17 protein-coding genes and 3 riboswitches are annotated in these 19,317 nt (G+C 39.6%); of the genes, 5 read left to right on the forward strand and 12 right to left on the reverse strand.

Annotated elements, in window-relative coordinates:
* Positions 1–85 precede the first annotated feature (85 nt).
* Positions 86–1,837 (forward strand): methyl-accepting chemotaxis protein, encoded by a 1,752-nt coding sequence (locus tag PO903_RS09965; protein WP_273593314.1) that lies wholly within the window; start codon positions 86–88, stop codon positions 1,835–1,837.
* Between the two features lie 205 nt (positions 1,838–2,042).
* On the opposite strand, the gene PO903_RS09970 is transcribed toward PO903_RS09965, so the two are convergent.
* The 3 genes from PO903_RS09970 to PO903_RS09980 all read right to left on the reverse strand — a co-directional run bounded on the left by PO903_RS09970 (position 2,043) and on the right by PO903_RS09980 (position 4,006).
* Complete coding sequence (locus PO903_RS09970) at positions 2,043–2,207, reverse strand: DUF1540 domain-containing protein (protein WP_273593315.1); 165 nt, start codon at positions 2,205–2,207, stop codon at positions 2,043–2,045.
* Between the two features lie 280 nt (positions 2,208–2,487).
* Positions 2,488–3,324 carry a 1,4-dihydroxy-6-naphtoate synthase gene (locus tag PO903_RS09975; RefSeq protein ID WP_273593316.1) on the reverse strand — a complete coding sequence of 279 codons (837 nt, stop codon included), beginning with the start codon at positions 3,322–3,324 and terminating at the stop codon, positions 2,488–2,490.
* Position 3,325: 1 nt separating this feature from the next.
* Positions 3,326–4,006 carry a futalosine hydrolase gene (locus PO903_RS09980; protein WP_069326726.1) on the reverse strand — a complete coding sequence of 227 codons (681 nt, stop codon included), beginning with the start codon at positions 4,004–4,006 and terminating at the stop codon, positions 3,326–3,328.
* Between the two features lie 343 nt (positions 4,007–4,349).
* On the opposite strand from PO903_RS09980, the gene fdhF reads away from it, so the two are divergent.
* Positions 4,350–7,346, forward strand: a complete 2,997-nt coding sequence (gene fdhF, locus PO903_RS09985; protein ID WP_502921675.1) for a formate dehydrogenase subunit alpha — start codon at positions 4,350–4,352, stop codon at positions 7,344–7,346.
* Positions 7,330–7,896 (forward strand): helical membrane plugin domain-containing protein, encoded by a 567-nt coding sequence (locus PO903_RS09990; RefSeq protein ID WP_273593317.1) that lies wholly within the window; start codon positions 7,330–7,332, stop codon positions 7,894–7,896. Before fdhF ends, PO903_RS09990 begins: the two co-directional genes overlap by 17 nt.
* Positions 7,897–8,050: 154 nt before the next feature.
* Here the strand turns inward: PO903_RS09990 and PO903_RS09995 are convergent, their stop codons facing one another.
* Positions 8,051–8,863 (reverse strand): transglutaminase-like domain-containing protein, encoded by an 813-nt coding sequence (locus PO903_RS09995; RefSeq protein WP_069326723.1) that lies wholly within the window; start codon positions 8,861–8,863, stop codon positions 8,051–8,053.
* A gap of 13 nt (positions 8,864–8,876) precedes the next feature.
* Positions 8,877–8,954: riboswitch (cyclic di-GMP riboswitch) on the reverse strand.
* 68 nt (positions 8,955–9,022) lie between these two features.
* Positions 9,023–9,106, reverse strand: a riboswitch (cyclic di-GMP riboswitch).
* Between the two features lie 90 nt (positions 9,107–9,196).
* A complete protein-coding gene (locus PO903_RS10000) occupies positions 9,197–9,841 on the reverse strand; it encodes a sortase (RefSeq protein WP_083243388.1) in 645 nt (214 codons plus the stop codon).
* Positions 9,842–9,903: 62 nt separating this feature from the next.
* A riboswitch (cyclic di-GMP riboswitch) is annotated at positions 9,904–9,999 on the reverse strand.
* Between the two features lie 147 nt (positions 10,000–10,146).
* Here PO903_RS10000 and PO903_RS10005 point away from each other — a divergent pair.
* Positions 10,147–10,767: a LysE/ArgO family amino acid transporter gene (locus PO903_RS10005; protein ID WP_273593318.1), complete on the forward strand. Its 621-nt coding sequence runs from the start codon at positions 10,147–10,149 to the stop codon at positions 10,765–10,767.
* Positions 10,768–10,892: 125 nt separating this feature from the next.
* Here the strand turns inward: PO903_RS10005 and PO903_RS10010 are convergent, their stop codons facing one another.
* The 4 genes from PO903_RS10010 to PO903_RS10025 are packed head-to-tail and all read right to left on the reverse strand — an operon-like array spanning position 10,893 to position 15,028.
* Entirely contained in the window at positions 10,893–11,921 is a 1,029-nt protein-coding gene (locus tag PO903_RS10010) for a glycoside hydrolase family 43 protein (RefSeq protein ID WP_273593319.1), read from the reverse strand.
* A 51-nt stretch (positions 11,922–11,972) separates the two neighbouring features.
* Complete coding sequence (locus PO903_RS10015) at positions 11,973–12,836, reverse strand: carbohydrate ABC transporter permease (protein WP_273593320.1); 864 nt, start codon at positions 12,834–12,836, stop codon at positions 11,973–11,975.
* Entirely contained in the window at positions 12,833–13,690 is an 858-nt protein-coding gene (locus tag PO903_RS10020; protein ID WP_069326719.1) for a carbohydrate ABC transporter permease, read from the reverse strand. Before PO903_RS10020 ends, PO903_RS10015 begins: the two co-directional genes overlap by 4 nt.
* 39 nt (positions 13,691–13,729) lie before the next feature.
* A complete protein-coding gene (locus PO903_RS10025) occupies positions 13,730–15,028 on the reverse strand; it encodes an ABC transporter substrate-binding protein (RefSeq protein WP_069326718.1) in 1,299 nt (432 codons plus the stop codon).
* 223 nt (positions 15,029–15,251) lie between these two features.
* Here PO903_RS10025 and PO903_RS10030 point away from each other — a divergent pair, with 223 nt between their 5' ends.
* The gene (locus tag PO903_RS10030; RefSeq protein WP_273593321.1) at positions 15,252–16,358 is read left to right on the forward strand and encodes a GntR family transcriptional regulator; all 1,107 of its coding nucleotides are present in this window, start codon (positions 15,252–15,254) and stop codon (positions 16,356–16,358) included.
* A gap of 82 nt (positions 16,359–16,440) precedes the next feature.
* On the opposite strand, the gene PO903_RS10035 is transcribed toward PO903_RS10030, so the two are convergent.
* Genes PO903_RS10035 through PO903_RS10045 form a run of 3 tightly spaced genes read right to left on the reverse strand, consistent with a single transcriptional unit; the run spans position 16,441 to position 19,233 of the window.
* Entirely contained in the window at positions 16,441–17,313 is an 873-nt protein-coding gene (locus tag PO903_RS10035) for a sugar phosphate isomerase/epimerase family protein (RefSeq protein ID WP_273593322.1), read from the reverse strand.
* A 4-nt stretch (positions 17,314–17,317) separates the two neighbouring features.
* The gene (locus PO903_RS10040; RefSeq protein ID WP_273593323.1) at positions 17,318–18,175 is read right to left on the reverse strand and encodes a sugar phosphate isomerase/epimerase family protein; all 858 of its coding nucleotides are present in this window, start codon (positions 18,173–18,175) and stop codon (positions 17,318–17,320) included.
* The gene (locus PO903_RS10045) at positions 18,172–19,233 is read right to left on the reverse strand and encodes a Gfo/Idh/MocA family protein (protein WP_137221206.1); all 1,062 of its coding nucleotides are present in this window, start codon (positions 19,231–19,233) and stop codon (positions 18,172–18,174) included. The genes PO903_RS10040 and PO903_RS10045 overlap by 4 nt, the downstream gene beginning before the upstream one ends.
* Between the last annotated feature and the right edge of the window lie 84 nt (positions 19,234–19,317).

Here is a 19,317-nt window from a genome sequence, read left to right on the forward strand (position 1 = left end):
ATAAATATTATGTAAATAATAGGTAATAGTAGCCTTTCTATATTCCCTTTATTCGAATAATACAATGTAGCAGGGAGACCATTTTATGAAAACCATCTTTAATATTAACAACTGGAATCTACGTCTGAAAATGTTTTTGCCTATGGCACTCGTAATGATCGCTTTGATCGGAATCGCTATCTTCTCATTGAGCCATACCAGGTCTATTGCTCAAACATTAACGACTAAAATTTATGATCAATCGTATATGACAAATTATTGGTTATTAAATGCAGATCGTGATTATTATCAAGCGTTAGTCGCTCAGATGACATTGACCAGTTCGAATGATCCTGCCATTTTAGAAGCAGCCAAAGCTGATTACACTGAAAATGCACAACAAGCCTATGACCGTGTGCACAAAGCTGAAGCTATTTTCACTGCACATCAAGCCGAATTTGCTCAATATCAACACGCTGATTCGAATAAAACCGTTTTTGAATTGATTGCTGATTTTGATACTAATTTCGCTGCATGGCAACAAGGATTTGATATCAATACCAATACAGTAGCCAACCTTGCAGATAGCACAGCCCGATTTGACGCCGCACGCGATGATATCAATCAGGCCGAAGAAATTCTAGACGATTATAATCAAGCTGTCTTACTAGAAAGCCAACAGTTACAAGATCAATTAGCCCAAACGTTGATTATCGCAACGATTGTCATCTTACTGATTTCCTTATTGATCTGTATATTATTCGCTCGCAATGTGAGCCGCCGTACTCAAGTTACATTAGAAATTATTAATAAAACAGCAGCACTTGATCTGAAATATAGCAAAGGTTACGAAAAATATTTAACAGAAAAAGATGAATTTGCGCTTATTATAGCTGCGATGGGTGGAGCACGTAAGCAGTTTAGAGAAGTGTTTGAACAAGTAATCGCTCAAAGTTCTCATTTGCAAAATCATATTCAGACGGTTCATCATCATATGTCTCATTTAGAAGATAGTGTTCAAGATATTTCTGCAACAACAGAACAACTGTCTGCAAGTACAGAAGAGACGGCTTCTTCTACAGAACAAATGAATGTAACTTCTCGTGAATTAGAACATGCCGTACAGTCTGTTGCTACAAAAGCGCAAGACAGTGCTACATCTGCAGATGAACTGACTCGTCGCGCCCAAGAATTAAGTCAAGAGTTCCGAATTTCTTATCATAAGAGCTTGAAAATCTATACTCATGTTAAAGAACGTTTACAAAAAGCATTGGTTGAATCGCAATCGGTATCCAAAATCAACGGACTGGTATCTACCATTATTACGATTGCCGCTCAGACTAATTTGTTGTCTTTAAATGCAAGTATTGAAGCAGCAAGAGCAGGAGAAGCAGGTAAAGGATTTGCTGTCGTAGCTAGTGAAATCAGTAAGCTTGCTGCAGATTCCAAACAAGCAGCAGACCAGATCGATCAAATTACTCGTACAGTGATCGAATCGGTAAGTAATCTATCAACAAATTCCAATGATCTATTACAATTATTTGTTAATGAGATTAAGCAAGATTACGATATGATGCTATCTTCAGCAGATCAATATGCAGAGAGTGCAAAAGGGATCGATGATATAGCTACAGACCTGAGTTCCACATCTGAAGAATTGTTATCTTCGATTGAGAATCAAGTGAAATCGATTCATGAGATTGCAGTAGCTTCAAATGAAAGTGCAGAAGGAACTTCGACGATTGCAGAGAAAACGGAGACGATCGTAGAACAGACGCATGAAGTGATCGAAAGTATGAATCTATCCAAACAAGGGATTGATGAATTATTAACATCTGTAGCCAGATTCAAAATATAATAAATGATTGATGGAGTAGTACTGTACCATGACATTATGCTGATTGTATTGAGAATGAGAAATGCGATCAGTGTAATGACAGGTAAAATGAGCTTTTATATAATTTTTTTTGAAATCTACTTGATAATAATAATCATTGTTGGTAGAATATAAAAAGAAAGAAGGAACTCGGCAAAGTCCCTTCTCAGTTGTAAAACATTTTAAATTAGTTTACAGAATCTTTTTTATCAAACGTTTGACAATCTGTTTCTTGAGATTCAGTCGCTTTTTGATGAGCGTGATTGATAATGAAAATAGATTCAGCAGTACATTTGTTTTCTTGAGCCCAATGTGTGCAAGAATTTACTTCGCAAAGTACGTTTTGTACCATGGTGATTCACCTCCTATTGTATATAATTAGGAATTAGAAATAAGCAGCTCCTTCTGTGAAAAGGGGCTATTTGTGTTATCACTATAAATCTTATAGTGATAATGCCAGTGTACCAGATAAGCAATCGAATTGGCAAACATTTTGCTCACAAATATCTGCAATATCTATAAAAAAATCAAAAAGACTAATATATCCATACCAAAAAGCACAAATTCACTATGAAATCTTAGTGAGTTTGTGCTTTTTTAATATCCCTATGTTGAAAACCAATCATTATTCTTTATTTACGTAACAATGAAAGATCGAATTCAGGTACAAGCCCTTCCTTGGCAGCACGTCCTAATAAAGCTTCGATCGCTCCATAACCATCTTCACCTAGATTACGGGTAAATTCATTTACATATAGATTAATATGAGAATCAGCAACACTCGGGTCCATTTCTTGAGCATGCTCCAGTACATATTGACGTGAAGTTTCAGGATGTTCCCACGCATATTCGACAGAAGAACGTACCCAATCGGCAATCTGATTAGCATCTAATGAACGTTTAGCAATAATAGCCCCCAAAGGAATGGGCAATCCCGTATCTTCTTCCCACCAGCTACCCATATCTTCCATAAGAGTAAGCCCGTAATTAGGATACGTAAAGCGTGCTTCATGAATAACCAGACCAGCATCAATCTTGCCGTCTCTTACCGCAGGCATAATCTCATCAAATGGCATCACCACAATTTCGCCTACACCACCGGGAACATTTTGAGCTGCCCATAGACGGAAAAGCATATAAGCCGTAGACCGTTCACTTGGAACAGCTACTCTTTTACCAGATAGACTAGCAGGATCGGTATCGGTAGGATCAGCGGTAAGCACCAATGGACCACAACCACGACCAAGCGCGCCACCACAAGGGATTAATGCGTACTCTTCCAACAACCACGGTAAAGCGGCATAAGATACTTTTAAGACTTCCGGGCCTTCGCCTGTAGCTGCCCAGTTATTTGTAATATCAATATCAGCATAAGTCACTTCAAGCTCAGGAGCATTTGGCACAAGACCGTGTACCCAAGCATGAAAAACAAATGTGTCATTAGGACATGGGGAAAAAGCAATTTTCATTTTATAGCACCTCCGGTAATATGGAGCTTGCTTTGGTTAAAGCTTGCAAAGCATCAGGAATACGCCAACTGCTTCGATCACGTGGCCCGACCCGATTAGAGATCGCCCGAATTTCGAGTACAGGTAAGTGGAAATAATGAGCAGCCAAAGCAACACCGTATCCTTCCATACCTTCTGCTGAAGCACCAGGAATACGTCCTGCAAGCATAGCTGTTGATTCAGCTGAGCCTGTAGTTGTAGATACCGTAACAACAGGGCCAATATGCACAGCAAGTCCAATCTGTTGAATAGCTGAAGCAAGACTTCCATTATAGACGGTATCGGCTTGGATCATTGAAGAGCCGAATCCCAATTCATCTACAGAAATAAATCCATGCTCCGGTGTCTCTGAACCCAAGTCTGCTGCGATCATCTGGCTCGCAAGAACAATAGATCCAATATCAGCATATCCTGCGAATCCACCGCCAATACCTGCACTGATCACCATATCAAACGATTCTTTTGCTAGAATCGCTGTTGTTCGTGCTGCTGCAGAAGCAGGACCTACACCAGCTAATTGTACACTAAAGCGATCTTCACTAAGCGCTGGCAATCCTCGAAGAATCGCTTCACGTTCAGCTTCAACGGCTGTCATAATCAATATTCGTCGAGAAGACGAATGAGAATGAATCGAAGTATTCATACATTGAGTCTCCTTACTTGTTTACAAGCATATCATTACAAGCTACATCCTAACGTTACTCTCATTAAACCATAATGTAAAGTCAGCTCAAATGGATACATTTAACGTTTATATCTATATGTCATTACATAAATATTAATTATGTCTAAACGGAAATAATAGATAACCATATAAAGGAAAAAGATGCTTACTTTAAAAACGGATTGGGTAAATATGATTCATCAATTTTATAATACATGATTCTGTGATATATCACTCAAGCAACAATAAGTAAAAGTAAGCAGTCGGTGGAATCAGAAGGATAAGAGAATGAGTTATTAATTTTGAGGTAGAGGTGAACAACATGATGAAGACAGACCATACAGAACATATCGTGATTGAAGTTAACGGACAATCGGTCGTTACAGAGCCGGGCATAACTATTGTACAAGCCGCCAAAGGACAAGATGAATTTTACATTCCGCAAATTTGTTATAACGAACAACTAGGTGCTATCGAAACATGTGATACATGTATGGTCGAAGTGAATGGAGAGTTGGTTCGTGGTTGTAGTACTGTAGTCAGTTCAGGTATGCAAATTTCTACTGAATCTTCACTGGTCAAAGCAGCTCAGCAAGAATCGATGTCTCGTATTCTTAAAAATCATGAATTGTATTGTACGGTCTGTGATAACAATAACGGCAATTGTGTTGTTCATAATACTACTGAAAAATTAGGAATTGAACATCAAGATTATCCTTTCCAACCGAAACCTTACCAAATCGATAATACTAATCCTTTTTATAGATATGATCCTGATCAATGTATCTTATGTGGACGTTGTGTAGAAGCTTGTCAGGATCTTCAGGTCAATGAAACGTTAACCATCGATTGGAGTCGTGATCAACCCCGTGTGATCTGGGATGATGATGTTCCTGTCGATCAATCGTCTTGCGTATCTTGTGGTCATTGTGTCACTGTATGTCCTTGTAATGCGTTGATGGAGACCACGATGGTCGGTGAAGCGGGATTCCTAACAGGCATCGATAATCAAGTAATGGAGCCAATGATTGAATTAACCAAAGAAATCGAACCGGGCTACCGAGAGATTTTCAAAGTGTCTGAGATCGAAGCTTCTATGCGTCACTCTCGAATTCAACGCACCAAAACGGTCTGTACGTATTGCGGAGTTGGGTGTAGCTTTGAAGTGTGGACCAAAGGACGTGATATTCTCAAAATCGAACCGTCTATAGATGCTCCAGTGAACGGTATTTCGACATGTATCAAAGGCAAATGGGGTTGGGATTTCGTCAATAGCGAAGAACGTCTAACCAAGCCTTTGATTCGTAAAGGTGATCGATTTGTAGAATCAAGCTGGGAAGAAGCATTGAACCTAATCGCTGGCAAATTAGGCAGTATTCGTGAAGAATATGGTGCAGATTCGATCGGTTATATCGCTTCATCCAAATGTTCTAATGAAGAAAATTATATTTTTCAAAAATTCGTTCGTTCGATTATGGGAACGAACAATGTAGATAACTGTTCACGTTATTGTCAGTCTCCAGCGACTTCGGGATTGATGCGTACTGTCGGTATGGGTGGAGATAGCGGTACAATCGAAGATATTCAGCAAGCCGATCTAGTGATGATTGTCGGTGCTAATCCTGCGGAATCGCATCCTGTATTAGCCACACGAGTGAAACGAGCACATAAACTTCACGGGCAGAAATTAATCGTATCTGATCTACGTAAAAATGAAATGGCTGAACGTGCGGATATTCATTTGCATCCAAGTCCGGGTTCTGATCTGGTCTGGGTATCGGCAGTGACCAAATATATTATTGATCAAGGTTGGGAAGACCATGGATTCTTAACAGCACGTGTAGATGGATATGAAGAGTTCCGTCAATCGCTAGATCAATATACGCTAGAGTACGCAGAACAAGTATCTGGCATCTCTCAAGCTGAATTGATTGCAACTGCTGAAATGATTCATCAAGCCAAATCAGTATGTGTGTTGTGGGCGATGGGTGTGACTCAACATCGCGGCGGAACCGATACGTCAACTGCTCTATGTAATCTATTGTTGACGACAGGGAATTTTGGTCGTGCGGGTACAGGCGCTTATCCTTTGCGTGGTCATAACAATGTGCAGGGAGCTTGTGATTTTGGAACAATGCCGAATTTCTTCCCCGGGTATGAAAAAGTATCGGATGATGATGTTCGTCATCGTTATGAGCAAGCGTGGGGAGTAGAACTTCCATCAGAACCTGGATACGATAATCATCAGATGGTTGATGCAATTGAAGAAGGTAAACTGAAAGCGATGTATCTATTTGGCGAAGATATGGCATTGGTCGATTCTAATTCCAACTTTGTAGCGGATATGTTAGGCAAATTAGACTTTTTCGTAGTCCAAGATATTTTCTTCTCCAATACAGCTCAATATGCAGATGTGATCTTGCCTGCTTCTCCAAGTCTTGAAAAAGACGGGACATTTACCAATACAGAACGCCGTATTCAGCGATTTTATGAAGTGCTCGCACCTTTGGGTGATTCCAAGCCAGACTGGCGTATTATTCAAGATGTAGCGAATGCTCTGGGTGCAAATTGGAACTACACTCATCCAAGTGAAATTATGGCAGAAGCCGCAAGTCTAGCACCTTTATTTGCAGGTGTTCATTATGATCTATTGGAAGGTTGGAATAGTCAATTGTGGCCTGTACATCCTAATGGAACAAGCACACATTTATTGTATGAAGAGTCTTTTCATTTTCCTAATGGCAAAGCAAAATTGTATCCGGTAGAATGGACACAGCCGTATGAGCCGGAAGCGATGTATGATCTTCATTTAAATAATGGACGACTATTAGAACATTTCCATGAAGGCAATATGACGTACAAATCAGAAGGAATTCGCCATAAAGTATCCGGAACTTGGCTTGAAGTGTCACCAGAACTAGCTGCCGAAAGAGGCATACAAGATGGCAGTAAAGTTCGCTTAATTTCTCCATTTGGTAAAGTGAAATTGTCAGTACTGGTTACAGATCGTGTCAAAGGGAAAGAATTGTATTTGCCTATGAACACTTCGAATGAAGAGGAAGCGATCAACCGCTTAACCAGTAGCTATACAGATAAAGTCACCCATACACCAAGTTATAAAGAAATTAATGTGATGATGGAAGTGCTGACAGATCAAGTGGAACATCAGGTGTCGCCTTTACCACAGGTGAATCCACGCTTCGCTACACGGCGTCCACAGATTAGTGTACGCGTGGAAGATAAGTGGAATCGATCAGACTACGAACCGATTGCTACAACGATCCAGAAGGAGCGTGAGTCCCATGGCGAGACCTATTAAGCAGATCGAACGTCATATTCCAACAGAAGCCGAAATTCAAGCCCAATCACTAGGTCTACTGATCAAAGCATTAACTGAAAATACAGAATCAATCTTGAAAATGTTAGAGATTGTCAAAGAACTCGATCGAGCAGGTGTATTGGATATTGCAGATGCTGCACTCAAAAATAGAGTCCCTATTGGAGCTATAGGTATCGATATGATTGAAGGTATGAATTTACCGCCACTGATCAAAAATGCATTTACACTGGTTCAAGTATTAGGAAAGCTTGATCCAAAAGAACTAGAGAAGCTGATCAAAGCTTTAGGGGCTGGATTAGATCACCTTGGAGACCTACAAGCTGATCCTTCGCAAAAAATCTATGAGACTGATAAACCTTCTAAAGTGGGCAAAAAGAACAGTCATTCAGATGATCATCCACCAGGGATGCTAGGATTACTCGGAATGATGCGTGATCCTGATGTTCGATCCTCTTTATCAATGGGATTACAGTTTCTTAAAGCGATGGGTGGAGAACTCAGTAAAAAAGAACCGCCTCAAAGCTCATAATGGATAAATTTTCATCCATCAATAATCGTTAAATAAATGCAAACAAACCTGTAAATAACACAAGAAAAAAAGAGGAACTGATCATTGTTGAGATCAGTTCCTCTTTTTTATACTGTATGAATATTCATTTAGAATGAATATTGTATTTGTAAGATTAGTACGTTTTAACTGCTTTGTATTGAGAAGCAGGTTTAGTCAAAGTAGTTGTTTTACCGTTTTGTTTAAGTGTTGCATCGATGGTTGTATCTACTGTTACCCATTGACCATTCAAGAAAACTTCGTTCCAAGCATGATATTCTTTAACGTTAGTAGAGTTACCCATAACCAATTTAGTAGGAACACCTACGCTACGAAGCATTGCTGCATTTAGAGAAGCATAATCATAGCAGATGCCTGTGTTAGATACTAATGTGTTTGCTGCATCAGGTACATATACAGCAGGTAATGCACTAGCAAATTTATAATCATATTTTACGTTAGTTGTAATGTAGTTGTAGATGGCTTGAGCTTTTTGCTCGTCTGTTGTAGCGTTTTTAGTCAATTGTTGTGCTTTGCTGATTAAAGCAGGAGCATTTTTCCAGTCTACATTTTGAGTGGAAGCAAGATAGACAGCATTTGAGTCGTCAAGGTTCATTTCAAGAGAATCACCTTGGATTTTTTTGTAGCTGTTACCTGATGTGTTCTCAAGGATCGTTACATTGTATGTTCCATTACCTAGTTGTAAAGGGAAAGAAGAATCGGATTGAGAAGCATTAAGATCGTAAGTGTAGTTTACATCGTTTTTGCTGATCATTAATTTAGTACGAGTGTGAGAAGGTGCATTATAGTGAACGGCGATAAAGCCTTCGCTTACTGTTGAAGTGTCTAACCAAGAGTCAGTAGTAGTTGTTGTGGATGCATAAGTATGCGTCGGAGCGAAAGAGATAAGAGTGAATGCTGTCAAGCAAGTTAGCAAAAGTTTTTTCATAAGAATTATTCCTTTCGGTAGCTGGCTGCCATGTATACAAGGCCCTTTAGCTTTGCGTCCCAGTCTTTCGACAGGTTTGCCGTTATCGTTTGAATTTTAGTTTAAATTTGCATATATTACATAAAAAGGATATTGAGAGTATAAGAAAAAGCTTCTTCATTCGGTGGCTGGCTGCCAACCTCTAAGAGGTAAGGCCCTTTAGCTTTGCGTCCCAGTCTTTCGACAGGTTTGCCATTATCGTGCTGAAGCTTTTATGGTTAGTGTTAAAAAATCCTAAACCTTAAAAGTTACTTGTGGTTCACATTTACTATAATATCATTAAATCAAGAAAAATCAACTAGAAATATTTGTCGATATGCGCTCGGCATGGATAATAAGTCTATGAGTCGGATTGACTAGAGGATCACAAGTGACCAGCGTGATTTCTTCACGATTCGGATTACTTTCTAATACTGATACGTCAGTAGGTTCCACTATACTTATATTATCGGTTTTATATTCGAAAAGTGTACCCCTAGACTCAATTTTTATAATATCGCCTACTTTTATTTCATTTAAACGGTTAAATAATCGTCCATATTTGTGAGCACGATGAGCTGCAATGGCGAAGTTTCCTTTTTCACCTAATTGATCGGTTTCGGAAATGTGTACAGCTGCACTACGCATATTCTCACGAGTTGCTCCTTCTACTATCGGTAATTTCACATCAATCTTATCAATAGTAATAATACCGAGGATCTCTCCTTGTACCGGTGGAGGAGCGGTAGTTGAAGATTCGCTTTCTTCATTGAGCAGGTGATTGACTTTGGCATATCCACTTTGTAAATTAGTAGGTTGAGCAGTCGATTGTGCCATAGCTTCATTTTCAGCTTCATCTAATAAGCGACTTTGTTGCCAATCCGAATACCATTCATTCACTTGTGGATAAGCAAGTATTATAATCCCTAGCAAAATGAATACATAAGACCACTTTTTCATTATCATCACTCCGTATCTCTAGTTGTATATAATAAAACGCAGAAAAAGCCCCGATATATGTTCGGGGCGGTAGGACAATCATAGAAGTATAGTGATCTATACCCGTTAGACTCCACACTTTGCGTCCCATTCTTTCGAATGGTTTGCTTTTTTCCATAGATATCATTAAAAATTGAAGTTACTGCTAATAGTATCATTGATAGTAGGCACAGTAAATAAGTAAGTGAGATAATAACAGGGTTAATATAATAAAATATTTCTTACTCATTGGTAAACTTCAATTGGCAAGCGAAAGGAGATTAAATATGGTTGGGATTATCATGCATGCTTTGTTATTAGCATTGGGGCTTATTTTACCTTTAGGTGTACAAAATATTTTTATTTTTCAACAAGGAATGGTGCAACGTCGATTCTGGCGTGCTTTACCAGCGGTGATTACAGCAGGGATATGTGACACATTGCTGATCAGTCTGGCTGTAGGTGGAGTCTCCTTATTAGTGCTTGGTCTGCCGTGGATTAAGCATGTATTAATGATCGGTGGAATCGTGTTTCTTCTATATATGGGGTATATCACATGGAGGAGTAGTATTCAGGCTGAACAAGGGAATCGGAATGCCTTATCCATCCGCAAACAGATTGTTTTTGCTTTATCAGTGTCTTTGCTTAATCCACATGCGTTATTAGATACCATTGGTGTGATTGGTATTAGCTCGCTACCTTATGAAGGAAGCGACAAATTTGTTTTTACAATCACATGTATTATCGTGTCATGGGTATGGTTTGTAGGTTTAGCAGTTAGTGGGCATTGGGTAGGTCGACTGGATCAATCAGGGAAGTGGTTGCCTTTGTTGAATAAATGTTCAGCATTGATGATCTGGGGAATTGCTTTGTTTCTTTTGTATCCTTATGTATTCGGAGCATTTTAGATCAGAGATACTACTATCGAAGATTCAAGGCGTGCCAATAAATCACCAAAAACCTCTATATCACTGCATACTCTCAGTAATATAGAGGAGACTGGTTTTACTTAGAATACAAGAATGATATTTATTTAGCTTTCTTTAGCGTGATCTACAGATGCTGTTTGATCTGTAGAGATGTGATCGGCTACAGGTACACCAAAATTCGGGGTATGGTCTGCATTCCAATGAATGATCTGAGCACGCATATGACGGTTCGGATCGTATAATGGATTACCTGAAATTTCTTTGTAATTACGAGCATGATAGATCATGACATCCTGTTGTCCATCTTCTGATACTGTGAAGCAATTATGTCCGGGGCCATACTGAGAATGGGCTTCGGCTGTACCAAAAACGGGTTGATCACTTTTGATCCATGATGCTGCATTTAGAATATCGCTATGAATATCAGCAGTAAGTAGTCCCATACAATAATGATGATCAGTAGCGCTGGCAGAATAACTGATAAATAATTGATCTTGTTTGCGTAAAAAAGCAGGGCCTTCATTGACTTTGAATCCGATACATTCCCATGATAGTTCGGGAATACTGAGTCTGGTCGGCGTACCTTTTAACGTCCAAGGATTATCCATTACAGATAGATAGAGATTAGAGTTACCATCGATTTCAGGTTCTTTTTGCGCCCATAATAGATATTGCTGATCTTGATGTATAAATGTAGTCGCATCTAGAGCAAATGTATCCCAAGGTGTAATGATTTGTCCTTTTTCTACCCAAGTACCTTCCAGCGGATTAGGATGATCATTTTCCAGTACAAACATACGATGCTGGAAAAGCCCATCGACAATCTCGTCTGTAGCGGCTGCGGCAAAATAGATATACCATTTCTGATGAATATAATGAATTTCAGGAGCCCAGATTAAATGACTCATCGGCCCTGTATCTGGCTTACGCCATGCGATAACAGGTTCTGCATCGGCAAGATCTTGAATACGGGTAGCCCGCCGAAGCTCTATATAATCAAAAGAAGGCACAGAGCCGGTAAAATAATAATAATCATCGGTATGTCGATACACCCACGGATCGGCACGTTGTTCAATAATCGGATTGCGGTAAGTGGTTGTGGATGAAGAAGTAGGTGAAGATTGAGTATCCATCTCAAGACTCCTTTATATAATCTATAGTGTGTTGGGACTGATATGCACTGATTATCCTTTGACTGCACCGGCGGTGACGCCACCGATAATGTATTTCTGTGCGAAAAGATAGAACACCATAATCGGGATCATAGATAAAATAATGGCTGCAAATGCCATATTAATCTCTGATGTGTATTCTCCGAAAAATTGGAACTGAACTAATGGTAAGGTGGAAGCTTCTTTTTTCTGCACAATAATCATCGAGACGACAAAATCATTCCAAGCTCCAAGCGCGCTTAATACCAGAATCGTTGAATTAATCGGCTTCAGTAGCGGGAAAATAATACTGAAAAATGTCCGATATCTGGATGCGCCATCTAACATTGCTGATTCTTCTAATTCGCGTGGAACTGTCTTAATAAAACCTACATACAAGAAAGCGAAATAGCCTATCTGTACACCGGTTAATGCAATAATTAGACCGGGAATCGTGTTCAATAAATGCAGTTCTGTCCACGTTTTGTACAGAGGAAACATTAATACTTGAAAAGGCAACATAATACTAGACATAAACAGATAGTAGAAAAAGTTATAAAAGCGATTGTTGTTACGTGCGATCATATAAGCCGCCATCGAACAGACGGTGATCGTTAATAATACGGTGCCAATAGTCGTCAGCACACTGTTGCGTAAAGCAAGAAAGAAGTTAGAAGCGGCGATCGCATCACTGTAATTGGACCATGCAATATGTGTTGGAAAAGCCAGTGGACTTTGAGCTGTTTCGATGGGTGTCTTAATCGAATACACGATAGCGATATAAAAAGGAAATAAAAACAAAATCGCGATAATATACAACATAATAATTCGGATTAACTTGGGAAAGCGACGTTTTGACGTTTCTTTGACTCGTGCAATCGGAACCGAAGTATTCAATATTCCACCTCTCTTCTCCGGAAATAGTTAGTGACAAACACAGTCACAATCAAAATAAAGAAGAATAACATAAGGGCTGCCATCTGCCCGTAACCGGCTTTGAAATAAGGAAACTCATAATTATACACATACATAGCCAGTGTTTCGGATGATGTACCCGGGCCGCCTTTCGTAGCGACCATCGGATAATCAAATTGCCGTAATCCTGTACCGATCCAGAGCGGAATACAATACGTGAAAGCAGGCATTAACAAAGGAACTGTAATTTTGGAAAATTGAATCCAACTGCCAGCTCCATCAATATGCGCTGATTCGTACATATCTTTGGGAATGGTCTGTAGTCCTGCGTAATAGATGACCATCGCCAGACCGACTTCTTTCCAGACACTAATAATCGAAATGCCTAACATAACAGTAGTCGGATTTCCCAATAATCCTCCATCGGTATGGAAAATCGTTGGGAAAATATCGCTGTAAATATAACGCCAGATAATAGCAGCTAGCACCAGACTGATCACCATCGGCATAAATATAAAGCTTTTGAGCAAATTAACGCCCGGGAACTTAGTATTTAGCGCAACTGCCAGACCAAGTCCGATCACATTGATAAATACGGTCGTAAAAATCGCAAAAAACAGTGTGTTTTTAATCGGATTCAATAGTTCTGTATCGGTAAATAATAATTTGAGATTGTGCAAACCTACATAATCGTAAGACATATCAATCCCGTTCCAGTTAGTAAAAGCAATATTGACTCCACGAAAGAAAGGGAACACAACAACAAGGCAAAAGAAAAGTAAAGCAGGAACGATAAAGGTGAACTTGAGCAGTTCGTCTTTGTACTTACGGGTCACGAGATCACCACCAGATTAGTTAGAATAGGATACTTACGATTAATTCATTTTGTTGATTCGAGCGAAATCAGCATCTAATTTTTGTAGCAATTCATCGACGCTACGTGTTGCAGGATCAGAGACAAGGAAGAATGTTAAATCTTTTTGCCATGTATCATCATATTGTCCGTACCAGAGAGGTTTAACCTGATTGTTAACAACTTTGCCGGTTTTGAAGATCGTTTGAAATTCTTCAGAGATTGGATCTTGTTTGGCTGGTTTGATATCTGCTGAGATTGCGCTTAGTGTCTGTACGCCATCTGCCCAGATTTGAGCACCTTCATCAGATGCCATAAACTCTAAGAATTTTTTAGCGGCATCTAGATTTTTGGATTGAGCACCGATCATCCATGTATCATCTGTAGAGTAAGTCATGACATTGTTCTCAGGCGTATCTGTTGCTGGATACATAAAGACACCGAAATTGCCTTCAGGGTTATAGCTACGAATCGTTCCAATAGCAAAGCTACCCATAATATCCATTGCTGCTTTACCTTGAGCAAAATACTGAAGCGAACGATCGTAATCAATATCAGCAGCATCTTTGTTAGCAAAAGAACTAAGTGTATTCACACGAGTCAAGAAATCTTTGTAACCTGGAATCGCTGCAAAAGTAGTCTCGCCTGCCATCATTTTGCCTGCATAATCAGGATTGTCTTTAAGCAAATTACCCCACATATCAGGCCACATAAAGCTCATATATGAAGCGCCATCTTTCCATGAAGCGGCAAAAGGAGTGATATCTTTGGATTGTAACGTTTGTGCTACTTTCACTAATTCAGAGTATGTTTTAGGAACTTCTACGCCTGCTTTTTTGAATAAATCTTTGTTGTAGATGACAGCGTTGGTCATTAGGTCAGTAGGTAATCCGTATACTTTGCCATCGTAGGAAACGTTGGGGAGATAATCTTTATTTACTTTTTGAATAAAAGGTTCATTGGTCAGGTCTAGAAAAGCACCTGCTTTGGTAATATCGACCATACCTTGCGGACGACCAAAAATGATATCAGGTACATCGCTTGCAGCCACTTTCATTTTGATATTGTCATTGTATTTATCCACAGGCATGACTTGCACATCGAACGTAATATTGGGATTCAACTCCGTAAAGCGGTCGGTTAATTTTTTAAATGTATCGACTTTGGGCTTCTCCACCATATAGTGGGTAACTGTTAACGTTACTTTGTCATTGGCTCCGCTTCCACCTGAAGCAGAAGAAGAATCAGTAGAGTTACCACAAGCAGATAAAAGGGTCGTCACCAGTAGCAAAGAAGAAAGTAAGATACCTGATTTTTTCATAATTGACCTCCAAATTTAAAATGTAAACGCTTTATTCCTGTAGTATACGGCTCAAATTTTAGAATTTATATACTCAATTGGTTATAAATTTAATAAAAATATGTTTTATATAAAAAGTATATTTATGTGCTATAATCAGCTCCAAATAAAAATGTATACGTTTACAATAAAAGTGCTATGCTATAAAAAATGTAAACATTTGATGACGGAGGTGAGAATAGACATGAAGAAAATGCCACTGTATAAGCAGATCAAACAGCAGATCAAAGATAAGATTATTTCAGGGGAATTACGATACAAAGATCGTGTGCCTTCCGAGCAAGAGATTATGGATGAATATCAAGTGAGTAAGATTACAGTGAAAAATGCGTTGATTGGATTAGCTGAAGAAGGATGGGTGACCCGTATTCAAGGAAAGGGTACATTTGTATGTTGGAATGAGCAAGAGGAGAGTAATCATACGCCATCAGAATATCTTTCCGGGCATCATCAACGGGGATCATCCAGTATACCTACTGCCCATTTACCATTGATTGGTCTGATTATTCCTACAATGAAGACCAGTGTCATCCAGAAAATGATTGATTATACAGAATATTATGCAGGGCAATTGGGTTATCAATTGATCCTTCATATTACACGTGAATCGTCGAGCAATGAGACAGAAGCTATTGTTCGGCTGTTGTCGATCGGAGTGCAAGGGATGATAGTATTTCCAACAGAGGATGAGAAATACAATGAGTCGTTATTGCGATTATCACTGGATAAATTTCCATTTGTGTTTATGGATCGCTATTTACGCAATATTGAGACGTTCCGAATCACTTCAGATAATTTGAGTGCGGCTTATGAAGCGATTGTCTATTTATTGAGCAAAAAGCATCGTCATATCGCGTTAATTTCACCGGATCGAACGAATACCGTCATTGAAGATCGTACATCGGGTTTTGAAAAAGCATATATCGATCATCATATCTCAATCGACAAAAATCTATGGTGTCATATTCCGTTGGATATTTTGCGTAATGAGCAGGGAAAAGAATATATTACCCATTTCATGAATCACCATTCACAGGTGACTGCTGTACTGGCTTTAAGTGCAGAAGCAGCCAAATTAACATATGCTTCACTGGTAGAACTGGGAAAGACAGAGGATGTAGAATTGATTTCTTTTGATAATCCAGAATTGCCGGGTATCGGGTACTTGAAGCAAGATGAACGAACGATAGCGAGATTAGCTGTAGAGTTAGTGCATGCACAGATCAAAGGCAATCATGAACCACAGCATAAAGTGGTACAAGTGAGTCTGAATTTGCAACAATTGATCTAAACGTCTAAAAGGTGAAAAAAGCCTTCAAAAGATCATTAATCGATCATTTAAAGGCTTTCATATTTATCCTAATCAAGCTTAATTATTGAGTTGATTTGTATTGTTGAATAAACGAAACGGCTTGCCGAATATCTTGCTCCGGTTGGTCACCGACTTCACGTTCGATCGTCAGATAACCGGTATACCCGATATCTTGTAAGGCGGCAAAATACGCTTGGAAATCAACACTTCCTTTACCCAGTGGAACCTCGCTAAATCCAATACTTCCATCATTCATCGCAGCGATCTGTTCATGACTCAGGTCACCATACACATCATGCGGATTGACCTCACGTGTACGAACGCCATCTTTGACATGAGTATGCACGATATAGTCACGTAATGTATATACACCTTGCACCGGATCATCACCGGTAACCATCACCATATTTGCTGGATCGTAGTTGACTGCAACGCCTTTACTTTCTAAAGAATCGAGAAAAGATTTGAGACGTGATGCAGGTTCAGGGCCAGTCTCTATCGCAAAATAACCGCCTAAAGCAGAAGCAAAAGCAGCCAGTTCATTACACGCCGATTGCATCACTTTATACATAGGATCGTTCTCATCTTCAGGCACAATACCGATATGAGTGGTTACGATCGGACTGCCTAGCTCAAGTGCCAGCGTCATGACTTTTTTGGATTTTTCGATTTTCCAGACATTATCTGCTTCATTACGGAATCCGTGACCTCCATAATCTGCACATAAAGCAGACACTTCCAGTCCAAGTTCAGCCAAATATTGTTTGAGTTCAACACGAGCTTGTGCATCTAAGTGATCAGGGTCCATTTCACCTTGTGTTGCCCAAATCTGTACACCGTCTGCGCCGACTTCTTTTGCTTTTTGCAAATCGGCTTTGAGTCCTAGACCAAAGCTATCAGAGATAACACCAATCTTGCCTAATGTTGTGACCATGCCATTACACCTCGTCCCATATTCTTTGTACATTCTCAAGTCCGATTCGAGCACCAAGCAAGTCATTTTCTAATCCTTCAAATTCCACAGAAACATATCCATCATATCCAGAATGCTTTACAATCCGCAGTACTTCCCACATATCAATATCACCCTGACCAATGATCGCTCCACGTAGATATTGTCCGGCTGTACTGGTAAACCAACCTTCACCTGGATGACGATAAGCAGGACGAATATAGAAATCCTTCACATGCACCATCGAAGCATATGGCAAATTTTGAGGAACAGCTGCGATTGGATTTTCATCGGCACATAAAAAGTTGCCGATATCGAGTGTTGTTTTATAATTGGGACGATCAACAGCTTGGATAAGTGCTTGTACACGATCAGCTTGTTGAATAAAAAAACCATGATTTTCTACACTGGTCGTGATGCCATACTGCTGTGCATGATCTGCGATACGTCGACAAGCTGAAGCGAGACGATCTAATTGTTGATTGAAGTGTTGAATCGATACGTCTGTGGATGAAGCTACATCATGACGCATTAATTTGACTCCTAATTGATGGGCGATATTGACTTCATCCATCACACGCTGTATTTCTTTCTCATAGGCTTCATCGCTATCGGTTAGAAAGTTAGCTCCAATAGCATAATTAGAAATTTCGATATCTCGCTCTTTGGCTCGCTGAACAATGTGTTCGATCAGTTCAGGCTGTTCGGTCAAATTATAGCTTAGAGGTACAATCTCCACATGAACAGCTCCATGATCTGCGGCAAAATCGATCACATCCACTACATTCATTGCGCCCGAACTTAATTGCCCGTGTAGACTATAGGTGCTCAGTCCAAGTTTCATAATCGTACCTCCTTGCCAAGCTTGGCAGATTCGTAGATAGCTGTAAGCATCCGCATCATCTGTACACCATCTTCAACAGGGCTTAGTGGTTGCTTACCTGTCTGAATACAGTCGATAAAATGCTTGATTTCATTATCAAAAGCTTGTTCAAATTGAAAATCTTTATGATCGGTCTGAGGTTCTATATTGAGAACTGTATTGTATTTTTCAGTGGTGATATGAACCGCAGGATCGACTTCAAAACCACCTTTAGTGCCATACAATTTGATCATGCCTTCATTTTGCTTGGCATGCAGGCTGAAGCTTACATCTACTATTAATGAAGCGCCATTGGTAAAGCGGATCATTGCATTTGCCATATCTTCAACATTGTTCTGAGTAGCATCGTAATCCGCAGCTTGATAACGGGATAGATGTTCTACATTGGCTCGATTACCGAGTTCGTAATACGTATTCCCACTCACCGATAACGGTTCAGGTCGCCCCATGAGATACCAGCAGAGATCGATGGCATGTACACCAATATCGATCAAAGGGCCTCCACCGGAACGTTCAATATCACTAAACCAACCGCCTGGATTGCCAAGACGACGAATATAAGAAGCTTTGGCATAATAAATAGTGCCGAAGTCTCCTTGTTGACTAAATTGGTTCAACATCTGTGCATTAGCATCATAGCGACGCACAAATCCGACTTGTAGTAATTTGCCTGACGCCTTTACCGCAGCTTGTACTTGTTCTGCTTCTTCGACCGTACGACAAAGAGGCTTTTCGACCAGTACATGTTTGCCTGCTTGTAGAGCAGCGATACTAATTTCGGCATGACTGTTATTCCATGTACAGATACTGACAGCATCTATAGCCGGGTTATCCAGCAGATCCTGATAGTTTGTATAAGCGGTAGCGCCTTCATATTGTCTAGCGACTGTCTCTGCACGTTCTGCATTGAGATCACAGACACCGATAATCTGTACATCTGGATGCTTATGATAAGGCTTTAAATGAAATTCTGAGATACTGCCTACACCGATTACACCGATTCCAATTTTGGCTGTCATAGATAGTCTCCTTTAGGTTGAAATAGTATGAAATATGTATTTCTCTGGTAAAAAATATTGCTTTGTTGAAATTATATAATGGAT

This window comes from Paenibacillus sp. PK4536, assembly GCF_028594455.2.
Classification (GTDB): domain Bacteria; phylum Bacillota; class Bacilli; order Paenibacillales; family Paenibacillaceae; genus Saccharibacillus; species Saccharibacillus nuruki.